Source organism: Thalassoglobus sp., assembly GCF_048270125.1.
Lineage (GTDB): Bacteria > Planctomycetota > Planctomycetia > Planctomycetales > Planctomycetaceae > Thalassoglobus.
Window position 1 is genome coordinate 35,953 of sequence record NZ_JBLWTN010000007.1, and the last position, 22,069, is coordinate 58,021.

The window sequence follows — 22,069 nt, forward strand, 5'->3', positions numbered from 1 at the left end:
GCAGAACACCAATTCTTAGAGCAGTTTGCTCTACCGTTTGCCCGTGAAGAACGCATTTCTCTAGTAAAAATGCTGTTCGCCACGAGGCAGAGCCTGCAAACCACTTCGAAAGATGCTGTAGAACCGAATTTGACAGAGAGTTCAGCTTGCATCCATCGAAATGCGAATCAAGTTCGTCGCCCCCCCCCGAGGCGGCACTTCGTTGTTTGCAGGCAGATCAACCATGCAGATACTCTAATGTCGATTGGCTCAAGATGGACGCGACCTGTCTCGTGGAGATGAGTGATTCATCTCACCTCTGTTTACGAACAGCGGCAACATTGAAGTTGCCGCGTCCGTCCTAATCGTTCGCTCCAGTCTGAAGCGTGTCGCTGATGAGGTGATTATTTCGACTTGCCGTTGAGCCTGGCTTTTTCTTCAGCGGCTCGCTTTTCGGCATCTTTGGGGTGTTTGGAGAATGATTCGAAAACGTCCCCGACGACCTGGTCCGCCAGCATACTGAGTTCGGTCAGAATCATGATTTCGGCTTCGGGGAGTAGCTTCGATGTGTTCGGTTCATAACCACCGACATCATAAGATTTTTCAGTAGCGATATAACCGACGTGTCCGTTCGCGTAGCCGATGATGATCGGGATCGCACGATCAGCAATCGAGTCTTCCAACTTGAAACCGTACTCAACCATCGGTTCTCCAGGCATGGTGAGCAACAGGTAAGGACCGATTTTCATCGCTTGCAATTCAGCATCGATGCGTCCTTCTTTCCCAGGAAGAGAGACTGTCGTATTCGCGACTCGAATGGGGTAAAACTCTTCACGCTTCTTGAGGTTTTCTCTCGTAACATTCTTTGCCAAGGTCCGCACAACGGCACTTCCGAGGTCTCGGCCAGCCCACTGAATATCGGCTTCATCAGCACAGCGGTATGGATACCCTGGGAGATTCGGACGAATGTCCCCAGCACAGCCCTGGAGAAACAGGGAGTCTGTTTCTCCAGCATAACTCATCTCGACAAAAGACTGCGCGACGCCTGGAAAGTCGGCACTCATTTTAGGATACCCATTTGGGTAAGGGTTGCTCCCTTTGTCTCCCCATGTGAAGAAACAGGGATGACACACTGCATGCATCAACACTGCCATCGGCGTGAGCGATTCCCCATCATCAAATCGCAACACTTTCACGCGTGGATCATTCGGGCCATCGGGGTTCAAGCGGACGACAGCCCGACCATCGATCGTTTTACGCCGGTTGATCCCAAAGGAGATTTGATCTTCTCCGTAACCAACGCTGACCGGTCGCATGTTGGAGCTCGCAGATTTCGCAGCAGCGACGAGTTTCTGAACCAACTCACGTCCCCACTCGGAATCTGCTTCAAACCCAGGTCCCGAATGATTGTGAGACGCTGACACCATGATGTTTGCTGCAGGTACTCCAGTCGCTTTCTCGATTTGCGGGCGGACAATTTGCACGAGTTCAGTCCATGCAAAAATGGTATCGAGAGTCACAATGGCCGCTTTAGTTTCTCCATCAGAGAGGACCAGCACGCCAGCACGCAGAGGATCACGAATTCCGGTCACTTTGCGGCGATGCCCGACGACTTCAAAGTCTTTCACTTCGCTGGGAGTAATGTCGACTTTGGCCACCCCTGCCTGTAAGTTCGATTGTATTTCAAACTTGCCATCCTCGGCATGAACACCAGCACCACTGCTCAACGCTCCAGCGGATATTACCAACATGCACTGTAGGAATTTCTTCATCGATGATCGCTCCGGTCAATTCATGTAAGTATGTAGGAGCAGGTCCCCCAACCAATCGATATTGGTCAGCCTTCCTGCCTCTATAAAAAACGCTTGAAATTATTGAGAATCAGCTTCACCCCCACTGGCCTGCTTACGCGCGAGACAGCAAGCTTTGGATTCCGCCCGAGAGCATTTGATCCATTTCGGGAGCACACCAGGCCACGCTGACAGCGTAGCCACCTTGAGGATAGGCGTCGGCGGTCGGGATGTACCAGGGGCCGCCGTCTCCATACGCGGCACACGCAACAAAACGATTCGGCGCACTCGCCTGTGCTCGCAACTGGTACTCGATGAAACTCTCTGATGGCAGGTGCAACAGCGAGACATTATTGACATGCAGTGAACTCAGAGTGATCGGTTTCTGAGCGTGAATCCGCCGAATGAATGCGACCGTGTAGGAAGGACGATTTCGACTGACGACTCGCTGTTTCTTGTCGGAGATTTGCTTCATCAACGCTTCTTCGTCGAACAGAGGATTGAGCGGCGGCAGGATGTCTTCGGTCTCCCATTTCACGCTTTCGATTGGCTGCAACTGAAGTTCTTGCTCCGCTCCGACAATCCCGTCCAACATGCGTTTTGTCAGAACCGGCCGCATTTCGTGCGAACCGTTGTTGTATTTCCCGGCTCCAATGTTTCCTCCACAGCCGTTGAAGTAAAGGTGAGTACAATCCGGTTCTTGCTTCTGTTTCTCTTTTCGAGCCAGACCACAGAAGTCCGAACTGACGCGACCATCTCCGTAGTAACTCATGGGATGGCAGGCGTAGTAATGGCTGGCGACAATTTTTTTGTCTCCATTATAGAAGGCGACCGTTTTCAGCATCGGGTCGATGAGACCTTCAGGGAACTGTTGATGAGCGGGACTCTTCGAGCTACTTCCACGTTGTGTTAAGACTTTTCCATTAAGCCCGATGAGCCGACGATTCCCGGCAACCTTTTGAACTGCAGCTTGTCCACTGGCAACATGGGTGACAGGTGTTGTTTGAGTGAGAGCTTTCTTGACTGCCTGTCGCCCCGCGTCGAGACACTTGCGGTAGAAGTCAAGCTCGACGATATGCGGAAGGTCCCCCTGTTCGAGAATGATCTCTTCTGAATCCAAACAGGCGAAGGGGGCATTGTGTTGATGCACGCAGTGAACGGTCACTCGATCGATCGTTGTCCCGGCAGCATCAGCGAGTGCTTGACGCCATTGGATGTGAGCTGAATTCAACAGGCCAGTCCAATCGACAACGCAAACAACAATCGGCTTGCCTGCACCAAGCAGGACGTACCCGATTGCTTCCAGCGAATCGTCCACAGCGAGAACAGGTTTGATCCATCCGCCACACAGCGAGTGTCCCATCGGTGGGGTGACGTCAAAGCGAAATGTTCCGACATGCAGATTTCCCGAACCTTCAACAGCTTGGGCAAACTTGGGAGCGAGTGAAGTCGCCAGCGCGGCACTGGTAGAGGTCGCAAGAAACTGGCGGCGAGAAACTTCAGGAGACGAGTTCATGGACTTGCCCTTATTTTTACGGTGTGAGGGTCATACAAGATGAGGTCGGTTTTCGATGGAAATTGTAGCAACTCAATGTAATGCGTTGCGACACACATCGAAATCGTAATTCCTGCAAGTGGTGCATACTTGCCGCATATTGCCTCCTGACACCCGCGAACACTGTGCAGGTTTATCGAAGGCGAAATGAACCGGAAGTGAAGCACGCAACGTGAAACACCCCTACATTCTGCCCTCTTGATTGACACCCTCTTTTGAAATCGTAACTTGATGGTCTTGTCTTGTTTGAATCACTCATTTACGAAAGTCCGCAAAGATGAAACTTTTCCTTTCACTCGCAGGCGTGGTACTCCTCTTTCTCCCGGTGGGCTTATTCGCTGCCGATGTACATGGAGACGTGATTCTGGAAGATCATTTCGAACGGACCGAAACCGATGATCAACTCGAGCAGGTCGGGAATGGTTGGGGGACGAACAGCAAGAGTCGAGCGAAGGGTGTCAAGCAAGTTGATCTCGTCGAGGGAGCGATGCACATCACTCGAGCCGAGGTCGCAGACCACGGTGTCTCCGTGACTCATGAAGTCGCCTTCAAAGATGCCACAATTGAACTACGGTTCAAGCTGGGAGAAAACGACGACCTCGGGATCAACATTGCCGACATGAAAGAGAAGTCCGTTCATGCCGGACACATTTGCATGACACGCATTCGACCCAATCGAGTCGAAATTGTTGACTTGAAGACTGGTCGAATGGATTTGAAAAATCGAGAGCGCCGCCTGGCCAATCAACTTTCTGAAGATGAAAAGAAAGCCATCAACAAGAAGTCGAAGTATTTCAAAGTTGACTTGAAAGCGAATCAGTGGCACCAGTTGAAAGTCAGCATTCAAGGCGATGTGATGTCGGTGGCTATCGATGACGAATTTGTTGGCAAATTTCAATCCGAAGGAATCGGTCACCTGACGAAAAGTCGGTTGCGATTAGCAGTCGAAAAATCTGCCTGGGTTGACGATGTCAAAGTTACACGGCTGAATTAAAGCGAGAGAGAGTTCTACCCCCCAACGGGACGATTACACGCCGAGACACATCGCCACTTGTGATCGACCCCGGCGACGATTCAGCCGGGGGCTTCACCTGCACCCGAAATGAAAAAACGGCTGTGAACTCGAAGTTCACAGCCGTCAGTGAGAGCGATGATTCGCTACGCTAAGACCAACATTGAATTTGCTCGAAGTTACTCTTTCTTCTCAAATTCTGCATCGATCACATCGTCATCTGCAGCAGCCGTTTCAGCTGTTCCTTCTGCGGCAGCTCCGTCAGCCTCAGCTCCGCCTCCGGCGGCGTTTGCAGCTTCGTAGATATGCTTGGTCAAGGCTTGAGACGCCTGTTCGAGGTTTTCAATTGCAGACTTGATCGCTGCAGCATCTTCCCCTTTCTCGGCTTCTTTCACCTTTTCGATTGCTGCATTCACAGCAGTCTTGGAACCCTCGTCCAGTTTGTCTTCGTGTTCTTTGAGAGTCTTCTCTGTCTGGTACACAAAGTTGGACGCCTGGTTGCGGACTTCGGCAAGTTCCTTACGCTTCTTGTCTTCGTCAGCATGCGATTCCGCATCCTTCCGCATTTTTTCGATCTCGTCCTCCGAGAGTCCACTCGATTGCTGGATGGTAACCTTGTGCTCTTTCCCGGTCCCCTTGTCTTTCGCAAAGACGTTGAGGATTCCGTTCACGTCGATGTCGAACGTCACTTCAATTTGTGGAGTTCCACGGGGAGCTGCCGGGATTCCTTCGAGGTTGAACTGATCCAGCAGACGGTTGTCGCGTGCCATTGGGCGTTCACCCTGAAACACGCTGACTGTTACTGCCGATTGATTGTCCGCCGCAGTCGAAAAGACTTCCGACTTAGTCACGGGAATCGTAGTGTTCCGCTCGACGAGAGCAGTCATGACGCCCCCTTCGGTTTCAATTCCAAGTGACAATGGTGTCACATCAAGGAGCACAACATCTTTCACGTCTCCGGCGATGATTCCGCCTTGGATCGCTGCTCCGATTGAAACAACTTCATCAGGATTCACACCCTTGTGAGGTTCTTTCCCGCCGAAGACTTTCTTGACAAGCTCGACAACGAGCGGAACGCGTGTTGATCCACCAACGAGGACAATTTCATCAATGTCGCTCGGAGAGAGCTTCGCATCCTTGAGTGCTTGCTCGACCGGCTTACGGCATCGTTCGACAAGAGGATCGATGAGGCGTTCGAATTGCGAACGACTGATTGTCATTTGCAAGTGGTTCGCTTCAAAGATAAACGGAAGGTTGATCTCGGTGCTTTGCAGAGTCGAAAGTTCTTTCTTCGCTTTTTCGCATGCTTCGCGTAATCGCTGAAGCGACATTGGATGCTCACGAAGATCGAGCCCACCCTCTTTTTTGAATTCGTCCGCGACAAAATTAATCAGCTCTTCGTCGAAATCGTCTCCCCCCAGGTGGGTATCCCCATTTGTGGCGAGTACTTCGACAGAACCTTCTTCAACTTCCAGGATCGAAACGTCGAACGTTCCTCCACCCAGATCGAAGACTGCAATCTTTTCGTCCTGCTTCTTTTCAAGCCCATACGCCAACGCGGCCGCTGTCGGCTCGTTAATAATACGAGCGACTTCCAAGCCAGCAATTTGTCCGGCATCTTTGGTAGCCTGTCGTTGAGCATCGTTAAAGTACGCCGGGACAGTAATGACAGCCTTGTTCACCCGGTGACCGAGATAACTCTCAGCTGCGTCCTTGAGCTTCATCAACACCTTCGCTGAAATCTCAGGAGGAGTTTGCTCTTTTCCGTTGACTTCAATTTTGACGTAGTCGCTGGCACCGCCAACAATTTTATAAGGGACGATTTTCTCTTCGGACTGCACTTCGCTGTGCCTTCGCCCCATGAATCGTTTCGCGGAGTAAATTGTGTTTTCTGGATTGGTCACTGCCTGACGCTTGGCCGGGTCACCAACGAGAACTTCTCCCTTATTGTTGAAGGCGACAACACTGGGAGTTGTTCGAGCCCCTTCCTGGTTGGCGATGACTTTCGCTTCGCCTCCATCCATAACGGAGACAACCGAATTCGTTGTCCCCAAATCGATTCCAATGACTTTTTCTGACACGGCCATGTGATTCTCTCCAAAACTGTGATTTCGTTGACTTGTGTGATGTTTTACTGAGTGTGTGACTGGAGGCTTATGGTCTTGATGGGCCCGCCTTGATGTCTCTCATGTGGCGAGCAGATTTGATTCCAGCAATCTTTTTGGATCACCCAATTTGCGGTTTACCGAAAAGTGTATTCACACTGTACTCAGAGAGCTTGAAACAAACGTCTAATTGACGACTGATATTAGGAGTAGGCAAACAGCGCGCCAAGAATTTGAAGTCCCGTATTTTTGATGTAACTCTCATCCAGTCAGACACTTAGAGAGCATGTGTCGCAAAACGTCTCTGCCAGTTTGGCACAGGGGTGTCACCGCCAGTTTGACAAAATGGCTGTCAGAATTGCAGTTCAAGTACACCGCTGTGCTTCAAAACAGCTCATTATTGCAGGTCGGCTGAAATATGTTGCAGATTGCAGCGGTCATTTTTTGAACAATAATCGACCAGCCTGAGGGCTCAATAACCAAATCGATTCAATCGACGACACACATCGAAATCTCCTGAAATGCAAAAAAATATATCATTCATGGTAAAACGGCATGAAACTCCATCTCATACCGAGATTTGGGTGGACTTCGGGTGTTTGTATTCTTTATAAAAATTTGCCTTCGGCCCACTTATTGCTAAAGTTTCTATAGATTGCGAGAACAACTCGTTGAGCATGAATCTGTCGGCGGAGTCGGCACTCAAGAGTTAATAACCAAAAGGTGAAAGACCTTTGGAGCCTGTTCGGAATCAAACTGCCAGGAAGAATTTACTCAGAACTCGAGAAGTCATCCTCAAGTATTCAGATCAGCTCCAACCTATTCTAAGGAGAGAAGAAGTGTTAGTTCTAACTAGAAAACCTGGAGAAGCAATCCACATCGGAGACGACATCTACATTAAAGTCTCTGAGATTTCTGGAAACCGCGTCAAGCTTTGCATAGACGCCCCTAAAATCATGCGAATTCTGCGAGCTGAGGTCGCTGAACAAATTGAACAGCAGCAGACCAACGGTGCTCCAGTTCGGGATGAAAAATTTCGACGTCGTTCGCAAACCGATTCACATTCCAACATGAGTGCACTTGCGTAACATTCTCGTTTCTCAAAGTGGGATTCGCGTTCCGCGCGGGACCACCGTAGAAGAAACTGCTTTTAGAGCATCTTTAGGATTGGTGTTCAGGATCTGCCTTGTGGCGAACAGCAATTTTATTGATGGAACGCGTTCTTCACGGGTACACAGTAGAGCAAACTGCTCTAAGGTCTGCAAAAATTCGGGAACAACGTTGCGCTTGAACAATGTTGCCCCCGAAAGTACTCATGCTTCGAGAATGACCGGAGCGATCACTTTCGTTTCGGACGGTAAACATGTGTTGCTTGAGCAAAGCTGGCCTCAGCCGATTCCATAATGGTTTCGGAGAGAGTCGGGTGAGCATGGATACTCTCTGCGAGATCCCTGGCGACAGCTGCCGTTTCGACTGCAAGAACTCCCTCAGCGATAAGTTCCCCTGCCCCGGGGCCGACAATACCAACGCCTAAGATGCGTTCGGTTTCCGGATCGACAAGCATTTTCGTCAATCCTTCAGTTCGACCAATGGTTTGAGCCCGTCCAGAGGCTGCCCATGGAAAGCGAACCACATTCACTTTTTGCCCACGTTCTTTCGCCTCCGTTTCAGTCAGGCCACACCAGGCAACTTCCGGATCTGTGAAGACAACAGCCGGGATGGCGATATTATCAAACATCGCCGGTTCACCTCGTAGCGTTTCGACAGCGACCTTGGCTTCCCGAGTCGCTTTGTGTGCAAGCATCGGTTCGCCAGCAACGTCACCAACTGCCAGAATCTTCGGATCGGCGGTCCGCATGTTTCGGTCGACCTCGATAAAGCCTCGTTCTGTCACTTTGGCTTTTGTGTTTTCGATGCCGACTCCATGACCATTCGGCAAGCGACCTACGGAAACCAGCACGCGATCAAACGTCTGCGGAGACTCAACACCCTCCCCTTCCAGTTCAGCTACAATCCCGTCACTCGTAGCTTTAATAGAATTCAGCTTTGTATTCGTGTAAATCGCTTCGAACTGACTGTCGAGTCGTTTTCGCAATGGTCGAACAAGATCACGATCAGCCCCCATGAGAATGTCGGGCATCATCTCGACGACTGAGACTTTCGACCCTAAAGCCGAGTAAACAGACCCCATCTCCAATCCGATGTACCCCCCACCGATCACCAGGAGTCGCTCTGGAATATCCGGGAGGTTCAGTGCTTCCGTCGATGTCATCACCCGCTCATCGCCGATGTCCAAAAATTTTGGGAATGTCGGGCGCGATCCAACCGCAACGATACAGTGATCGAACGTCATTGTGCTGCTCGAGCCATCTTCCTTCGTCAGTTTCACAGTTGAGGAGTCCACGAGTTCGCCGCGGGCCTGAATCAATGTCACTCCACGAGCATCGCAGAGTTGTTTGATTCCGCCTGTCAATTTTCCCACAACGGAATCTTTGAATTCTCTGACCTTATCCAGATCGATGACCGGTTCGCTGAATGTGATGCCCCAATCCTTCGACTCTTCTGCCTCATGGATCAGTTTGGCGAGATGCAACAATGCCTTTGATGGAATACACCCACGATTCAAGCAGACTCCACCCAGACGTGGGTCTTGGTCAATGAGTACAACTTTCATTCCCTGATCGGCGGCCTCAAAAGCTGCCGGATATCCTCCGGGACCACCACCGATGACGACCAGTTCCGCGTGAGTCGGTTCGTTTGCCATTTTTCGTTCCTGCAACACTTTCTTTTGAAGACGATTATTTCGATGACCGCTCGAGACGCCTTCTTTGGTTTATTGCGTACAAGCCGAACGTAGACGATTCTGCGTGTGGCTCAGTTTTCAATTTCGGGTTTGTCTCCTCACGATAAAGAATTGTTCCTGTTCGGGGAAGGACTCCAAGAGTGTCGATCGGCCCTGCTTTGGAATTCAGTAGGAATATTGATCAGTGCTGTTTGATATCAACCACTGATTCACCTCTTTGTTACGCCTCATACTCATCAGATCAACATCCAGTGTTGCATCTTCACCCCTTTCCTCAACCGAATCTCTGTCCTGCCGAAACTCTTTTTCTTTACATAGCCCACATCATCAACGATTAAAAAGTGGCCGGTGTCTACCCCAGTCGTCCACCTCGCTGTTTTCAGAACAAAAATGGAGCAGGTCACTGCCATTCACGTTTGCCTCGTGGACAGAGCAGTTTGCTCTACCGTGTGCCCGTGAAGAACGCATTCTCTAGAACTGATCCTAAAACTTGAAATTGCTTTCTCAAACGTTGAGGAAAGCGACTGTTCCAGAGGTTTTCGGACTGGTTCTAGTAAAAATGCTGTCCTCCACGAGGCAGAATCTGCAAACCAATTCGAAAGATGCTCTATTGAAGAAACCAGTTGCCCCAGGAACAGCTGTCCAGGGAACATGAAAGAGCAATTTTCCCTCAAGAGCATCAAGCTCTGACATTCGAATCCTCAAATCTTTCCGAGCCGAAAACATTCCATCGACCAACTCAGAACCACCCCAGCAGCGATCCCGCGAATAATTGCCTCACCATCAACTCCCCCATCAGATCAGACCTCGAAAACCATTGGATTAACAGGCAATAACGGTGCTTCCGGGACCCTTTGTTACTCTCCAGACCAACTCCGCAAATGCTGACATTTGACGCTACCCCTCAAACTCTCTATTTTGCGTCGCACGGAGAGGTGACAGAGTGGCCGATTGTGCTGGTTTCGAAAACCAGTGTGGGGAAACTCACCGGGGGTTCGAATCCCCCCCTCTCCGCTTTGTTTTTTAGAGTATTTGTAAGTTGTTTCTAAGTAACAGTTTGCGAACGAGAATCTGATAGGCACAGTCTGGGCACAGTTGAACTGTGCCCAGACTGTGTCAATTAGAGATCACGATGAGAGACGGAGTAGGTTGGGTTGCTCTGAAATGTTTGGGGTGATGTCTCCATTTCTAATAGAACCAGTCCGAAAACTCTGGAATCACCGTTTTTCTCAATGCTTGAGAGAGAACTTTCAGGTTTCAGGATCAGTTCTAAAACTTCCAACTCACCGTGAGTCGGATTGGGAACTGCTTCCAAATTGGCTGATACGGGCCATGTGCTTTTGCGATTCGTCATCGTGCATATGCAGTAATGCTGAATCATCTTGCAGTGACGATGTCCAAGCCAGGTCATCGGGATTCGTTCCGGCACTGCTGCATTCGCGCATGCAGAGCAAAAGAAATGTCGAAACGAATGGAGCCTGCCATCGATAAAACCTGGCTCTTCTGAATCTTTGGGAAATTGCTCAGCAAGTGGTGTCAGAACATCACGAATCAGAATTCGACGTTAGATGTCGGTCCCATGAGGTTTCTTCATGGGTAAGCTTTCACAGTCGGTTCAGAGACGAGTGCCAGTCCTGTGAAGAGGTCACGTCAAACCCAGAAGGAACGTTTGCGACTCAGACTGGCGGATGCAATACAACCAACGACGTCCACACTGTCCGTTGGGCGGCCTCGCGTCCAGTTAATATTCTATGCAGTGTGCTGCCGATTGGTTTGTCTGCGCGGACTCTCATGACTCCGGATCAAACTTTGGGGAGCAGATCAACGTTGGTTGCCATTTTCGAGAGTGCTGACGACCGGATTGGAGTTGCTGTCCGAGAATCCTCCGTGTGAGTTTCGACTTGAGTTTCTTCGGTTCAAGTGAGTTCCAAGGATTTGTATCTCTTGAGGTCAAACTTGGAACACGTACAAATCATTGTACTCGAGTATCCTTACCTCCTCGGTCTAAAACAGGGGCTTCGGAATCGACTGGGATAAGGTTGTATTCAAATCCCAAAGAGGAGACAAATTCTCGAAAAACATGAAACGAGTCGAAAGAGTCAGGTCGAACGACGATAGCCAAGTGATTATCGCTGGGATGAAACGGGCTCAACAGATCTCTTATCTGTGAGGTGGATTGAGGAGTTCCATCTAACCGAATGCCTGTGATTGGGTTTGGTGTTGTCTGCAGAAAACCGGTTTTAATACCGAGGGCAAGAAAATCTTTCGTATTCAAACCTCGACGAATTCCGAATCGATCATATTCGTGCCAGAGATAAACTCGATCATACTGAACTACGATGGCAACTTCTGACTTTCCTCTCCCGGGACGAAGGACCGGGGTTTTTATTTCCGTCACTCGTTTCTTCTCTTCAGCCATGCGATCTCTGCGTAGTGATTCAAGATTGAGTTCAGCCTCAGCGATGTCTCGGCTGGTAGACTCATGCTCGGATTTTAACTGTGTATGCCGAGCTTGCTTTGACTGAAGCTCGCCTTCTAGTTGCTGTCGCAGTCGTTCCTTTTTTTGTAGTTCAGATTTAAGATTCTGCCATTCGTGAATAAGTCTCTCTGTGTCTGTCGGAGCAATCAACTTCAAAGTCTGTTTCTGGCCATTTTGTAAATCAATCAGTTCGGTCAATTCCTGTTTAGCCGAAATGAGGCGAGCTTCCAGTTTCCGGTTACTCAATTCCTCGGTCTTGGTAGTCTGGTCATCTGAACTACTCAATTGGAGCATAATAACTACGAGCAGAGCTATGAAAAGAATTCCACCGAATGTGTTACAGATGGTGTCCAGAAGCAGTTCTAAACTATCGGCATGGTGTACCTTTCCTCTTATCAAAGTTCACCACCTTTTCCAGCAACGAAAAAACGTTGATGTTGTCCGATGACATCGAATCCATAACGAATATTTCGTGAATCAAAAGACTTAGAGATCCTCTCAAACGATTCGGTGCCGTCAGGGCGAATTACAAGAAAGTAATAATTTGAAGAATCGTTCTCTGTAGTGACCCAACTCAAAAATTTCTCGCAAGCCAAATTTCTGATGAACGACTGATTCTTCGATTCAAAAATATTTTGATGAGGTGCTTTTCCAATCGGTGAAACTTCAATTTTCCTATCCGAGATGACAACAACAAACCCAGTTTTTAGCTCACCGCTCGCAAATTTATAAACTGGCAGATCGTTTTTGACCAGTTCGTCAATTTCATTTTTGAGGCGAGATTGCTGCATCCTTAATTTCTCTAGCTCAGCGAGTTTTGCATCAAGCTCGGTTTGCATCATTTCATCTTCTTCAGCTTGGTTTAGACTTTCCGCAACTTTCTGCTTCTGGTCCGCGATGATCTCGTTCAGCTGATGAAGCTCAGATTCAAAATTCTCAATGTCTTCACTGAGTTGAGCAAGAGGGATTGCTGAAGCAGATCGAAGTAGTTGATTAGATGAAATTAGATTTTCGCGTGCCTCGCTGATTCGAGCTTGCACTTCTTCGAGCTCTGAAGTCATCTGATCCACGCCTTGCGAATTCTCCGGAGACGTTTCATTCTGCTGAACTGTTTTTTGTGCGACGAGTTCAAGGCATAACAAGAGAACAATCATGATCACGACCCCAATCGTAGACATGATAATATCCTGGAATGCAAAAAGCGTCGGGACTGGCCCAGTTCGTTTTCTACGATGCATCATGAAGCGGAGTCCATCTCAAACGGAGTCAGACGAAGCCTTCCTATAATGTTTCTCACACAGTACTCGCTACAGTCATCTAGAAACTCTTCTTCTTTGCTCTTCACAAATGAAAGCACTAGCTGCACAACGAGGGCTGCAATGAGCCCTTGAAGTGTTGTTTCAAATGCAACGGATAGTCCACCAGTGACATTTTGCAGTGAAGATTTAATCTCACTCAATTCTTGAGTCTTGGCAAGAACAGCACCAAAGCCTCCAATCGACAATGACAGTCCCTGAACCGTCCCGATGAATCCAAGAACTGGAATGGCCCAGACAAAAGCGTTTATCAAAGAGTAACTGCTTTCAACAATTGATTCATCTTGAACACCTTGGGATCTCAAGATTTCATCTAGATCTGAAACTCTCCCCAGGTTCCTCAGGTTTGAGAGTGCAATATCGATTCGGTTGAAAAGCAGAAATTGGCGAGGCTCGTCGACGAATTCGTACATCCGCTTTGTGACTTCTCCAACCGTTGACGGCGAAAGCACAAATTCAGGATTTGGCGGAATGAGCGGGAATTTTAGAGCCGCTCGCTGAAGACGGAGTTTAGACGCTTTTAGCGTAAGGATTGAGATTGACCAGTTGAAAAAAAGGACGATCACATAAGGCACTACCCCGCGTTGAGTAAACATCGCTGCAAAGTAGGTACTGTGTAAAGGGATCAAGATCAGAAAAAAAAGGACGGTTCCGATCACTGCCAACAGCAATGAACAAAACTTATTCACTCTTGTGAAACGCCCTCCCCGAAACATTAACTTTTGTTCTGGGTCAGACCGAAACCACACAAGCTTCACGTCTTCGGTCTTTGATGAAAGCGACATTAATAATTATCACCTTAATTAAATGAATAGGCTTTGGAATCTCACCTGTTTCACACAAATGGTCCCTCGGAGAAGACTCAGGATTCACTATTGCGTGAAAGCAAAAGAATTGCCTGGGCTGTACCTAGGAGTATCGACCCGAGTACAAAACATAAATACCCGGTGAGTGGTGCAATGCTCGCAGCGGATAATTGAGTCACCCCAACCGATGAAAGAGCTATCGCTGTGAGAAGCCATTCACCTCCAATGATGAAACAAATATTGCTGGTAATTAAGACGACAGCTCCTATCCATGCACTGACACAAAAAACGACTGTCAGCAACCTCATGAAAAGTTTAAGAATCATCGAGCAAACAGCGATTCCTTCCAGTGCAGCGTTGGCTCCACTTTCAATTTTTATGTTCAGCCAATCTGGACGAAGCGTCGCATACGCAGATCCAATAAACACAACGAGTGACTCACCTGCTACTAAGAGCAGTAGTATTTTTATAACCAGATCATTGCTCTCCAGTGCACGATAAACCGAAATTCCTGCTATCCCAACTCCTGTCGACAACAGGAGCACTGAAATCGCATTGGGGAATGCCGGAGTCGCCAAAGTGTTCGGAGTGTTACGCACCAGTTCTTCAGAAGCAAAGCTAAGGTGCACTGCAACATATTTCAAAGCGGAAAGTACTAGGACCGAGCACATGCCCCAGAGTATGACCTGAATGCTATCCGACTTGACGCCCTGCGTGACAACTACCCCAAACCATGAAATTATCGCGATTGTCATGGCAAGGCTTCCACGTTTAATCATTCCATGAAAGGTGGCTTCAAGCCCTTCTGCCGTAATGGTGCTTCGAACGCCATCAAGGAGTGCATCCCAGAAGATTGTTTGTCCGTGTGAGTCACTTCGAAAAGTTGGGGATTTCCCCTTGCCCTGCTTTTTAACCTTGGCATTTGCTGAAGTCTCAAGTCCATCAACTTCTGAAACCGCAATCCACTCATCCAGATTTTCGTTCCAAACGAGATCGTCATCGCTAATTCTTCCGTTGCGGCAAAGCTTCTCAAGCTTGGCAAAAGAAACCGGCCCTTTCTGGACATCATCGATGGTGTAGTACCAAGAAGTTGAACCTTCGGAAGCGGTGCTTTCTTCTTTGACCTCCCGATGATTCGTAGCGACTGCTTCAGCAGCTTTCCGTTCAAACAGTCCTTCTATTCGATTGGCTGGGACCCAGGTGCTACGGTCGGTTGAAACTTCATGTTCATCGTGGAGCCGCCCTCGGTTTTTCAAAGAGGTAAGTTGATCGAGGGTGAATGGCCCCATTATTTTCCCACGGATTCGAACAAAATACTTCTGATTATCCACAGTCGTCATAACAAACCTTTAACTTGTTCAAGAGCGCTAGAATCTCTGTCAGTAACTCTCGCTTCAGGGAGTCTCAGAGAGGATCAGGGAGATGCCACTTCACGAGGCATCGCGAAAACTGGACGCCCGGGAATCACAAAAGATTTCGCAGAGGGTTTGAGCTCAATTTTCCCAGTTCGCACTTCCCCGATATTTCGCCATTGAGATGATGTTTTTTCAGCATCGGTGAAAGCAACGTACAAATTCCAGGCCCCTTTTGACTGCCATTGAGTCTCTATTGAAACTTGTGGGACACTTGCACGAATCCACCCAATCATGATGGTTTCGGAATCCAGTTGACGGTTCATCGCTGCCTGAGAATTGGCAGCGTCTTTCCACACTTCGTTAAAGTTCTTCAAGCGACCCATTTTCTCCAGGACTTGTGATGCTTCACTTGTCGCGGCTTTTCCTTCCAGGTCATCTGGGTTCATCCATCGGGCGACGGGACTGACTTGGGCTCCTTGAAGAATATCAATGTGCGACTTCAGGGCCTCACTTAAAAAGACATCACCTTCTCCCGCCATTTCTAAAACTCGACGCAGCAGGTCGAGCTTGAGGAATGCATTCATTTGCTCGTTGTTGTTAATCGAATCAGCGAGTTTTTTACAGAACTCATTCCAATTTGCAGCGTCAACCTCATTCAATTCTCGCTGCGCCCAATCTGCGACTTCGCTACAAGGTGATCGGACAGCCGAGAAGTTTTTCAGGTCACTGAACTTAACATCACCACATTCCCGCAATTCATCGGCGCCATATCCGACGAAATGGCTAAACCGGAACAGACCACTGTTAATTTTCTTCTCTTCTGGCAGATAATATCTCTTCCCCTGTTTGGTTTGCAGAATCCACGAATCAGCAATCAGTGGTGTCGCCAGAATCTTTGTGAGTTTATCTTTTAACTTTGGTGATGTATCGCCAGTGATCGGAACTCGACGCTCTATCGACTTCAGCTGAGTGATGTACTTGTTCAGCAATTCCAGATCGGGAGCAGTCGGGTAATCGTTGAGAAATGTCTCACAAGATTGAATGCGGCTTGCCACCTCATTTGGAGAGGTCGGCCACTGTTTGCTCCAACTCTGCGTGAGTTTTGACCATTCCAACCCCGCAGTCCAAAGTTGGGCTTCAGATGCCGCGGAAGTGAGCAATTTAGATGAATTCTCGTCTTCGATCACATTTGCATATTGTTCAAGTGCCTGCCTGTAAACTTCAATGTCGGACTTCACATCAAGTGGGCTTTTTGTGATGAGAGCTGCAGTCGTCACATCGGATTGCTTCATGAAGAGTTCTACAATTTTTTTGCGTTCATTGATCAAATGTTTGTGACGTGACGAGAGACTATTGATCTGCCCGTTGATGGAAGAGTCAAGCCCCTTCGACTTCGCCAGGATTGAAGGGAAAGCCGCTCCAATCTCCGTAAGCTTCTTCTGTAGAGACTCGCTTCGCGGGTCCGCACTCAATTCAGCCTCAGCAGCGACGAGTTGTGAAGTGACCTGAGAAATAGCGTCTTGCACTTCTCTTTGTTTTGCCAGCATTTCCTGACGATTTCGATTGTCCCATTCGCTGCTGATTCGTTGCATCTCCAACTCGTCATCAGTTGTCTTGACAAGTGGAGTTGCCTGTTCAATGAGTTGCATTGCCGCTTCGTATGAATCGGCCTCTTCAATAAGCTGAGAGAGTCGTTCAAGCTGTTTCACACGATTTGACTCTGACTCAACTTCTTGATCCAGCCGTGTTTGAAGGTTCAGTAATTTTGGCCACTGCAGGACGTCCGAACGACTGTTCAGAGCAGCTTCGGCCTTCTCGTATTGCTCCTCATTCAGCAGGTGCTCGACATGATTTGCCAATGTTGTGACTGCGTTTGAGCGGACTTGGCGGTATCCCAGAATCGAAACAACAGTTGTCAGCAGAACCAGGACTGCGACCACTCCGCCAAGCTTAAGTCGGTGCGAGCGGACTTCCCCTAGTCTGAGCGTTTCAAGACGATTCTCAAGCCGATTGGCGAGTAAATCAGGAACCGCTTTTTCGAAGCTCAGTATTTCGTGTTCGAGGCTTTCGAGTTCTTCGATCGACCCACCATCGTTCAAAAGAATCTCCAGGCGAGAGACCGCCAGTTCGTAGGCTTTCTCGTTTGCCTCTCTCTCTTCCTCATCAGAGATCCACCCCAAGACAGGCGCCACGCTGACAAACGTTGGGGCATCGTGGGGAAGTGCTGCTTCTTTTGATACCTGTAGCCAGCGGTTGCGCAGTGATTTTGCTTGTTCGATGTCGAGTTCAGAGAATGCTTGTTCGAGTTGCTCAGCCAACTCCTCAACCTCTTGTCTGGCAGCTTTTTTACTGTGGCTTGCCAGGCTTTTTCGCAAAGAGGCGATCAATTTTTTTGGCGCGGGCTCCAGCCATTTTCCAGAATTGAGTTCATCAAAAATCTGCTTGAGTTGCTCTTTATCACCGACTTGATGTGCCTCTTTCGCAACAGTCGCCATCTCCTTAAATCGAGCCTGCTCAAAAGTCCGAACATCCTCATCCCAGGTATACGTATCCGGGTCTTCCTGCCTCAGTTGTCTAAGGACATCAAGCCGCATCTGGAGCGGTGCGCGAGCAAGGGACAAACGCCGATGTTTCGCCAGTAAATTCTGGAGAGGCTCCTCGATCAATTGAGCTTCGCTGAGTTGCTCGACAATGTTTACCTTAATTTTTTCTGCCACGGGAAGATCGTAGAGAAGGACGACCCCCGACCACTCTTCTGCCTCTGGAAATGACAATGTCGAAACGACTTCGATGACATTCGGCGGACCTTCTCCGAATTGAATTGCCTCTGAGCGAAGCCCCGCGTTCAGCAACTCTTCGACCCGACGCAACCGCTTGTTGATCTCACGACACGCCTCGACATATTGCTCATTCGCAGACCGAAGGTCAGCTGTTAATTCACAATCCTCTGATTGAATCGCATAACGAATTTCATCTACCACTGACTGGTAATCAATCATTTGGTGCCTCCCGTTCATCATTATTGTTCATTGGAGCCCCAAACTCGACGAATGGGAAATATCCCGGTTCCACACCATTTGTTCCGTGTTGTTTAATCGAAACATATGTCAACTTGGCTTCATCGATTTCTTTGACGAGATCGTCCCGTTTCTGAATGTACTTCTTGATGTTTTGATAGTCCATTTCTATGCCACGCAGTTGTTGAACACGGCCTGCCGATTCTTTCTCGTCCTCCAACCTAGAATATGTTCTCTTTAAAGCATCAATATTCTCTTCGATGATCGAAATTGCACTCGAACCTGAAAGAATGAACTTTCTTAAATGAGGGTTCTTTTGGCTAGGGTCCCCAGCTCGACCGGCTATCCTACTCATCAATAGTGAAGCTGATGAATCTAACGAATCAACTAATTTTGAAGTGCTAAAACTGAGCTGAATTTTGGACCGATCACTGATTTTATATGCAGGGATGAATCGAATAATCGCATCTAAATTTAGATTGACAAAATTGGTTGTATCTATGCCGTCAACAGATTGTAAATCCTTGAAGAAATCGCCAACAAAATTGTCTTTAAATGTGTCTTTATTTATTTGAACTTTTTGGTCTTTTTTTAACTCTAGTATTTTCTCGTCACCCGCAATCAAGTCAACAACTTCACCTGATACAGATACCTCACAACTTTCGATATCTAGTTTTGCCAAATAACCCTTCTGTGGAAATACAGCGTCCAATGTCAATGTTGGGCCATGCTGAACAGCATCACCTAGGGTGGGTTTCACCATGACTATGAACCATCTATCCTTGGAATCAGTATTTTCAACCTCAATCACAAATCGTTTAATAATTTCAATATTATTAAACTTCTTCTCCATCGAAACGAATACTTCCTTGTGCTGTCCACTGTTGTCAGCGCCTTTTAAACCACACTCAAAATACTTTTGTTCGGTTTTCGAATGGTCTATAAAATTCACGATGGTTGAGTTCTGTGATTTCATAGATGGTAAATCATGAACGTAATCCTGGGAGAAGTCATCTGGGATCCACACCGAGAGAGATAAAGGTGCATCAGGCGGGAGCCGAAGTTTATCGTAGACGAGTTTGCCATCATTTTTCGCGAGATCGTCTATCGACCAATTAAAAATCCCGGGTTTTGTATAAGTCGGCTCTTTTTCTTCGGCTTCTGGCTTGTCGGGCTGTGGTCTTGGAATATCTGGTTGACCTCCCTTTGGTGATTCTGTGGCATGCGCACTTTTGGCATTTTGGACCATCTCCTCTTCAGTGTTGTCAGCTCCAGCCTCTGCGCCTTCTCCAGCGGTGTCTGTCTCCCCATCTGCCTCTTTATTTGTTGCCGTATTTTTTGAATCATCTTCCCCAGTTTTTTCCGCGTGACCTTCTCCCTCTTCGACGGGATCTAATTTTTCCTGACTTTCGTTCTTTGCAACCGTCTCTTTCTGCGGCACGTTTTCAGGGGGATTCAACAACATGATGGCAATCACGGCGACCAGCAGAGTTAAAACTGCAAAGAACGCACCCCATAGACCGACGTTTGATTTCTGAGCCTTCCGTTTACGGTTCTGCCGACGACGTGATGGAGGGATCGGTTTTGGTGGGGTGGACTTATCTTGAGCGATCTTTATAGATGGCGGGTCAACTTCGGAGTTGTTCCCATCGGAAACTTTGCCCTCAGCGAGTGGGGCGACCGGTTCTGAGTCCAGAGGGAGTTCCCCTGTCCGAGCTGCCGTGACGTAAACGCCACCCGTTGCGACCCCAGGTTCTTGACTTAAATCAATTCGCAATGCATTGACATGCCGTCGAGATTCATTGGCCTCCGGCGACCCTGCCAACACACAACGACACTGGCAAACTGCTCCTTTAGGCAGCTTGGTAAAGTAAGTGCTGAAGGTCACATCCCAGCGCTTCTCGGTCGGGAGGAGTGCAATCGATTCTTCGATTAATGGCAACAGCTCCATGCCTGGTTCGAAAATGATGTAAACGAGTCTGCTGGGATCAGCAAGAAATGCTTCGGCTAGAACGCCTCCCCAGCCTGCATCGCCCGTCGCATTTTTCCATTCCTGACAGACTTTCGGTTGAATCTCTTCAGAATGGATGACTCTCTCATTTTGAACGACTCGCGGTACTCCGTCCCAGTCTGAACGCATGAAACCGGAACTTCCTAGAAACCACCCGGGACCAGCAGCAGGTCGGTCTTCCCGTTCGAGCACAACATGGTGGGCCAGTTTGTTTGTTCGCTGAGAATAGTCCAGTCCATGATCGGCAATACGAGAGAGCACATGCCGACGTTGCCCCACGAGTGACAGAAGTATGTGTGAAGAGACGACAGGGTTTAACTTCGCTTGTGGATCCCCTGGCGGAAACACTGGTCGATAAGCACTGAGACCTTCCAAAGCCGTCGCGACCGGAGCTGGCATCCCTGAGGAGCTGAGTACCGTGCAGAACCCACGGCTTCCAGGCTTCAAACCTTTGGGGGCAGATGTGTAGAGCAATTCTTGCACTAGTTTGCTCCTTCTTTAGCTTTGATTCCCGGAATCAATCCGGGGATACATCGATGAAGCGAATATAAGTACGGGACAGTCACCCAGAATGGATTGGCTTCGGAAGGGCGCATCGCAAGCATCCCGTTTTTCTGATCTTTCCTGGCACACCAACCGACCGCACTCACGGGCATGTAAATGACCTCATCGGAAAAGTTCTCAGCTGCAGCGACAATGTCCGGACAGCTGTTCATCAAGATTTTTCGAGTGAACTTTGAATACCGCTGGATTCGAGGAGTATCCAATGCATGAACTTTATTTCCGGACTTGTCTTGAACAACTTTAAAAGGCTCTGAGTTGTCATCTTCGCCAACAAGTGGGGTTAGCAGGTGCGACCAGGCATCATATTTCGTCAGCACGACAATCAAAGGTCGACGATGCTTTTCAGTTTGCCTGAGTTTGGCATACCGACGGATTCGCGAAGCAGCCTCCTGAAGAATTGGCTCTTGACGACTCAATTTCTCTGAATAGGCGATCTCGCCTTCATCATTAGAAAGACTGTCCATGGACTTTCGAAACCGGCCATCCTGAGTCGGGTCGAAGACGTACATCAATGTTCTCGAGTGAGCCATATGCCGTGTGAGTGGACTTCCGACTTTATCCTTTCCCGGCTGAAAGGATTCTCCTGCATTGTCATACAGGCAAACGACTCTCCCGATTTTGTCCACTTGTGCCTCATGGAGGTGCCCTTTTTCTGGCTGCATTGCAAACAGGAAGGGTCTGGGGTAACTCACAACCTGGTTTCCATAAGAGACAGAGTCGTACAGATCCCCTTGCTCTTCGGTTTTTCGAATCAAGCTTGCAAGTGGAAGAATTTCATTTGCCTTGGGGTTGAGAAACAACGACTCTTCGTACTCGTTTAAGAGTTGATTCATTCCTGGATCAGCATCGTTAAACGAACAGCTGAACTTTGAAGAAAGCGTTTGTCTCAATTGCCAGGTCATTGCTGCCAGGAAATAAGATTTCCCACTAGCGGGCGCTCCAAAAATTGACATAAAGAACGGTTCAAGCTCAATCATTGGGCGTGGTACCGTCAGGTGACAATGAGGGCAGGCAAGCACGTGGCATGGAAAACCACGTGCATCAATGGCATCACCGCCAACTGTGAACCTCGTTGGCAAAAAGCGTTGCATTTCCTCATCGCCAAGCATTGGGTCTCCGAGCAGGTCCGCGTGTTCTGCCACCCAAAGTATTTTCTCTGGTGGAAAGGCTTCCCAGCAGTGTGGACACGTAATGCGACTCAGCGAACGATTCACTTTAGGAACCGCAGCAGAACTCACAGTCATAAATATTCCTTTTGTCAGAGACGAAAATTTGTC

13 protein-coding genes and 1 tRNA gene are annotated in these 22,069 nt (G+C 48.5%); 3 read left to right on the plus strand and 11 right to left on the minus strand.

Features of this window, described 5'->3' with window-relative positions; translation table 11 throughout:
* Positions 1–383: 383 nt before the first annotated feature.
* Together ACN0YR_RS10495 and ACN0YR_RS10500 are read right to left on the minus strand one after the other, a co-directional pair.
* The gene (locus ACN0YR_RS10495) at positions 384–1,751 is read right to left on the minus strand and encodes a hypothetical protein (RefSeq protein WP_417849168.1); all 1,368 of its coding nucleotides are present in this window, start codon (positions 1,749–1,751) and stop codon (positions 384–386) included.
* Positions 1,752–1,884: 133 nt separating this feature from the next.
* Positions 1,885–3,285: a hypothetical protein gene (locus tag ACN0YR_RS10500; RefSeq protein ID WP_417849169.1), complete on the minus strand. Its 1,401-nt coding sequence runs from the start codon at positions 3,283–3,285 to the stop codon at positions 1,885–1,887.
* A gap of 316 nt (positions 3,286–3,601) precedes the next feature.
* On the opposite strand from ACN0YR_RS10500, the gene ACN0YR_RS10505 reads away from it, so the two are divergent.
* Complete coding sequence (locus ACN0YR_RS10505; protein WP_417849170.1) at positions 3,602–4,318, plus strand: family 16 glycoside hydrolase; 717 nt, start codon at positions 3,602–3,604, stop codon at positions 4,316–4,318.
* A 197-nt stretch (positions 4,319–4,515) separates the two neighbouring features.
* Here the strand turns inward: ACN0YR_RS10505 and dnaK are convergent, their stop codons facing one another.
* On the minus strand, positions 4,516–6,423 hold the full coding sequence (gene dnaK, locus ACN0YR_RS10510) for a molecular chaperone DnaK (RefSeq protein WP_417849171.1): 1,908 nt from the start codon (positions 6,421–6,423) through the stop codon (positions 4,516–4,518).
* A gap of 857 nt (positions 6,424–7,280) precedes the next feature.
* On the opposite strand from dnaK, the gene csrA reads away from it, so the two are divergent.
* On the plus strand, positions 7,281–7,529 hold the full coding sequence (gene csrA / locus ACN0YR_RS10515; protein ID WP_417849172.1) for a carbon storage regulator CsrA: 249 nt from the start codon (positions 7,281–7,283) through the stop codon (positions 7,527–7,529).
* Positions 7,530–7,780: 251 nt separating this feature from the next.
* Here csrA and lpdA read toward each other — a convergent pair whose 3' ends face one another.
* Complete coding sequence (lpdA, locus tag ACN0YR_RS10520; RefSeq protein WP_417849173.1) at positions 7,781–9,205, minus strand: dihydrolipoyl dehydrogenase; 1,425 nt, start codon at positions 9,203–9,205, stop codon at positions 7,781–7,783.
* 968 nt (positions 9,206–10,173) lie between these two features.
* Between lpdA and ACN0YR_RS10525 the strand changes: the two genes are divergently transcribed.
* A tRNA-Ser gene (locus ACN0YR_RS10525) sits at positions 10,174–10,258 on the plus strand.
* 958 nt (positions 10,259–11,216) lie between these two features.
* Here ACN0YR_RS10525 and ACN0YR_RS10530 read toward each other — a convergent pair.
* The 7 genes from ACN0YR_RS10530 to ACN0YR_RS10560 form a co-directional block, all read right to left on the minus strand.
* A complete protein-coding gene (locus ACN0YR_RS10530; protein ID WP_417849174.1) occupies positions 11,217–11,969 on the minus strand; it encodes a hypothetical protein in 753 nt (250 codons plus the stop codon).
* A 149-nt stretch (positions 11,970–12,118) separates the two neighbouring features.
* Positions 12,119–12,901, minus strand: a complete 783-nt coding sequence (locus ACN0YR_RS10535; protein ID WP_417849175.1) for a coiled-coil domain-containing protein — start codon at positions 12,899–12,901, stop codon at positions 12,119–12,121.
* 59 nt (positions 12,902–12,960) lie between these two features.
* A complete protein-coding gene (locus tag ACN0YR_RS10540) occupies positions 12,961–13,824 on the minus strand; it encodes a MotA/TolQ/ExbB proton channel family protein (RefSeq protein WP_417849176.1) in 864 nt (287 codons plus the stop codon).
* 77 nt (positions 13,825–13,901) lie between these two features.
* The gene (locus ACN0YR_RS10545; protein WP_417849177.1) at positions 13,902–15,185 is read right to left on the minus strand and encodes a DUF4339 domain-containing protein; all 1,284 of its coding nucleotides are present in this window, start codon (positions 15,183–15,185) and stop codon (positions 13,902–13,904) included.
* A 74-nt stretch (positions 15,186–15,259) separates the two neighbouring features.
* A complete protein-coding gene (locus tag ACN0YR_RS10550; RefSeq protein WP_417849178.1) occupies positions 15,260–18,199 on the minus strand; it encodes a hypothetical protein in 2,940 nt (979 codons plus the stop codon).
* Complete coding sequence (locus ACN0YR_RS10555; protein WP_417849179.1) at positions 18,192–20,711, minus strand: hypothetical protein; 2,520 nt, start codon at positions 20,709–20,711, stop codon at positions 18,192–18,194. The genes ACN0YR_RS10550 and ACN0YR_RS10555 overlap by 8 nt, the downstream gene beginning before the upstream one ends.
* Positions 20,711–22,036 (minus strand): hypothetical protein, encoded by a 1,326-nt coding sequence (locus ACN0YR_RS10560; RefSeq protein ID WP_417849180.1) that lies wholly within the window; start codon positions 22,034–22,036, stop codon positions 20,711–20,713. The genes ACN0YR_RS10555 and ACN0YR_RS10560 overlap by 1 nt, the downstream gene beginning before the upstream one ends.
* Positions 22,037–22,069 lie beyond the last annotated feature (33 nt).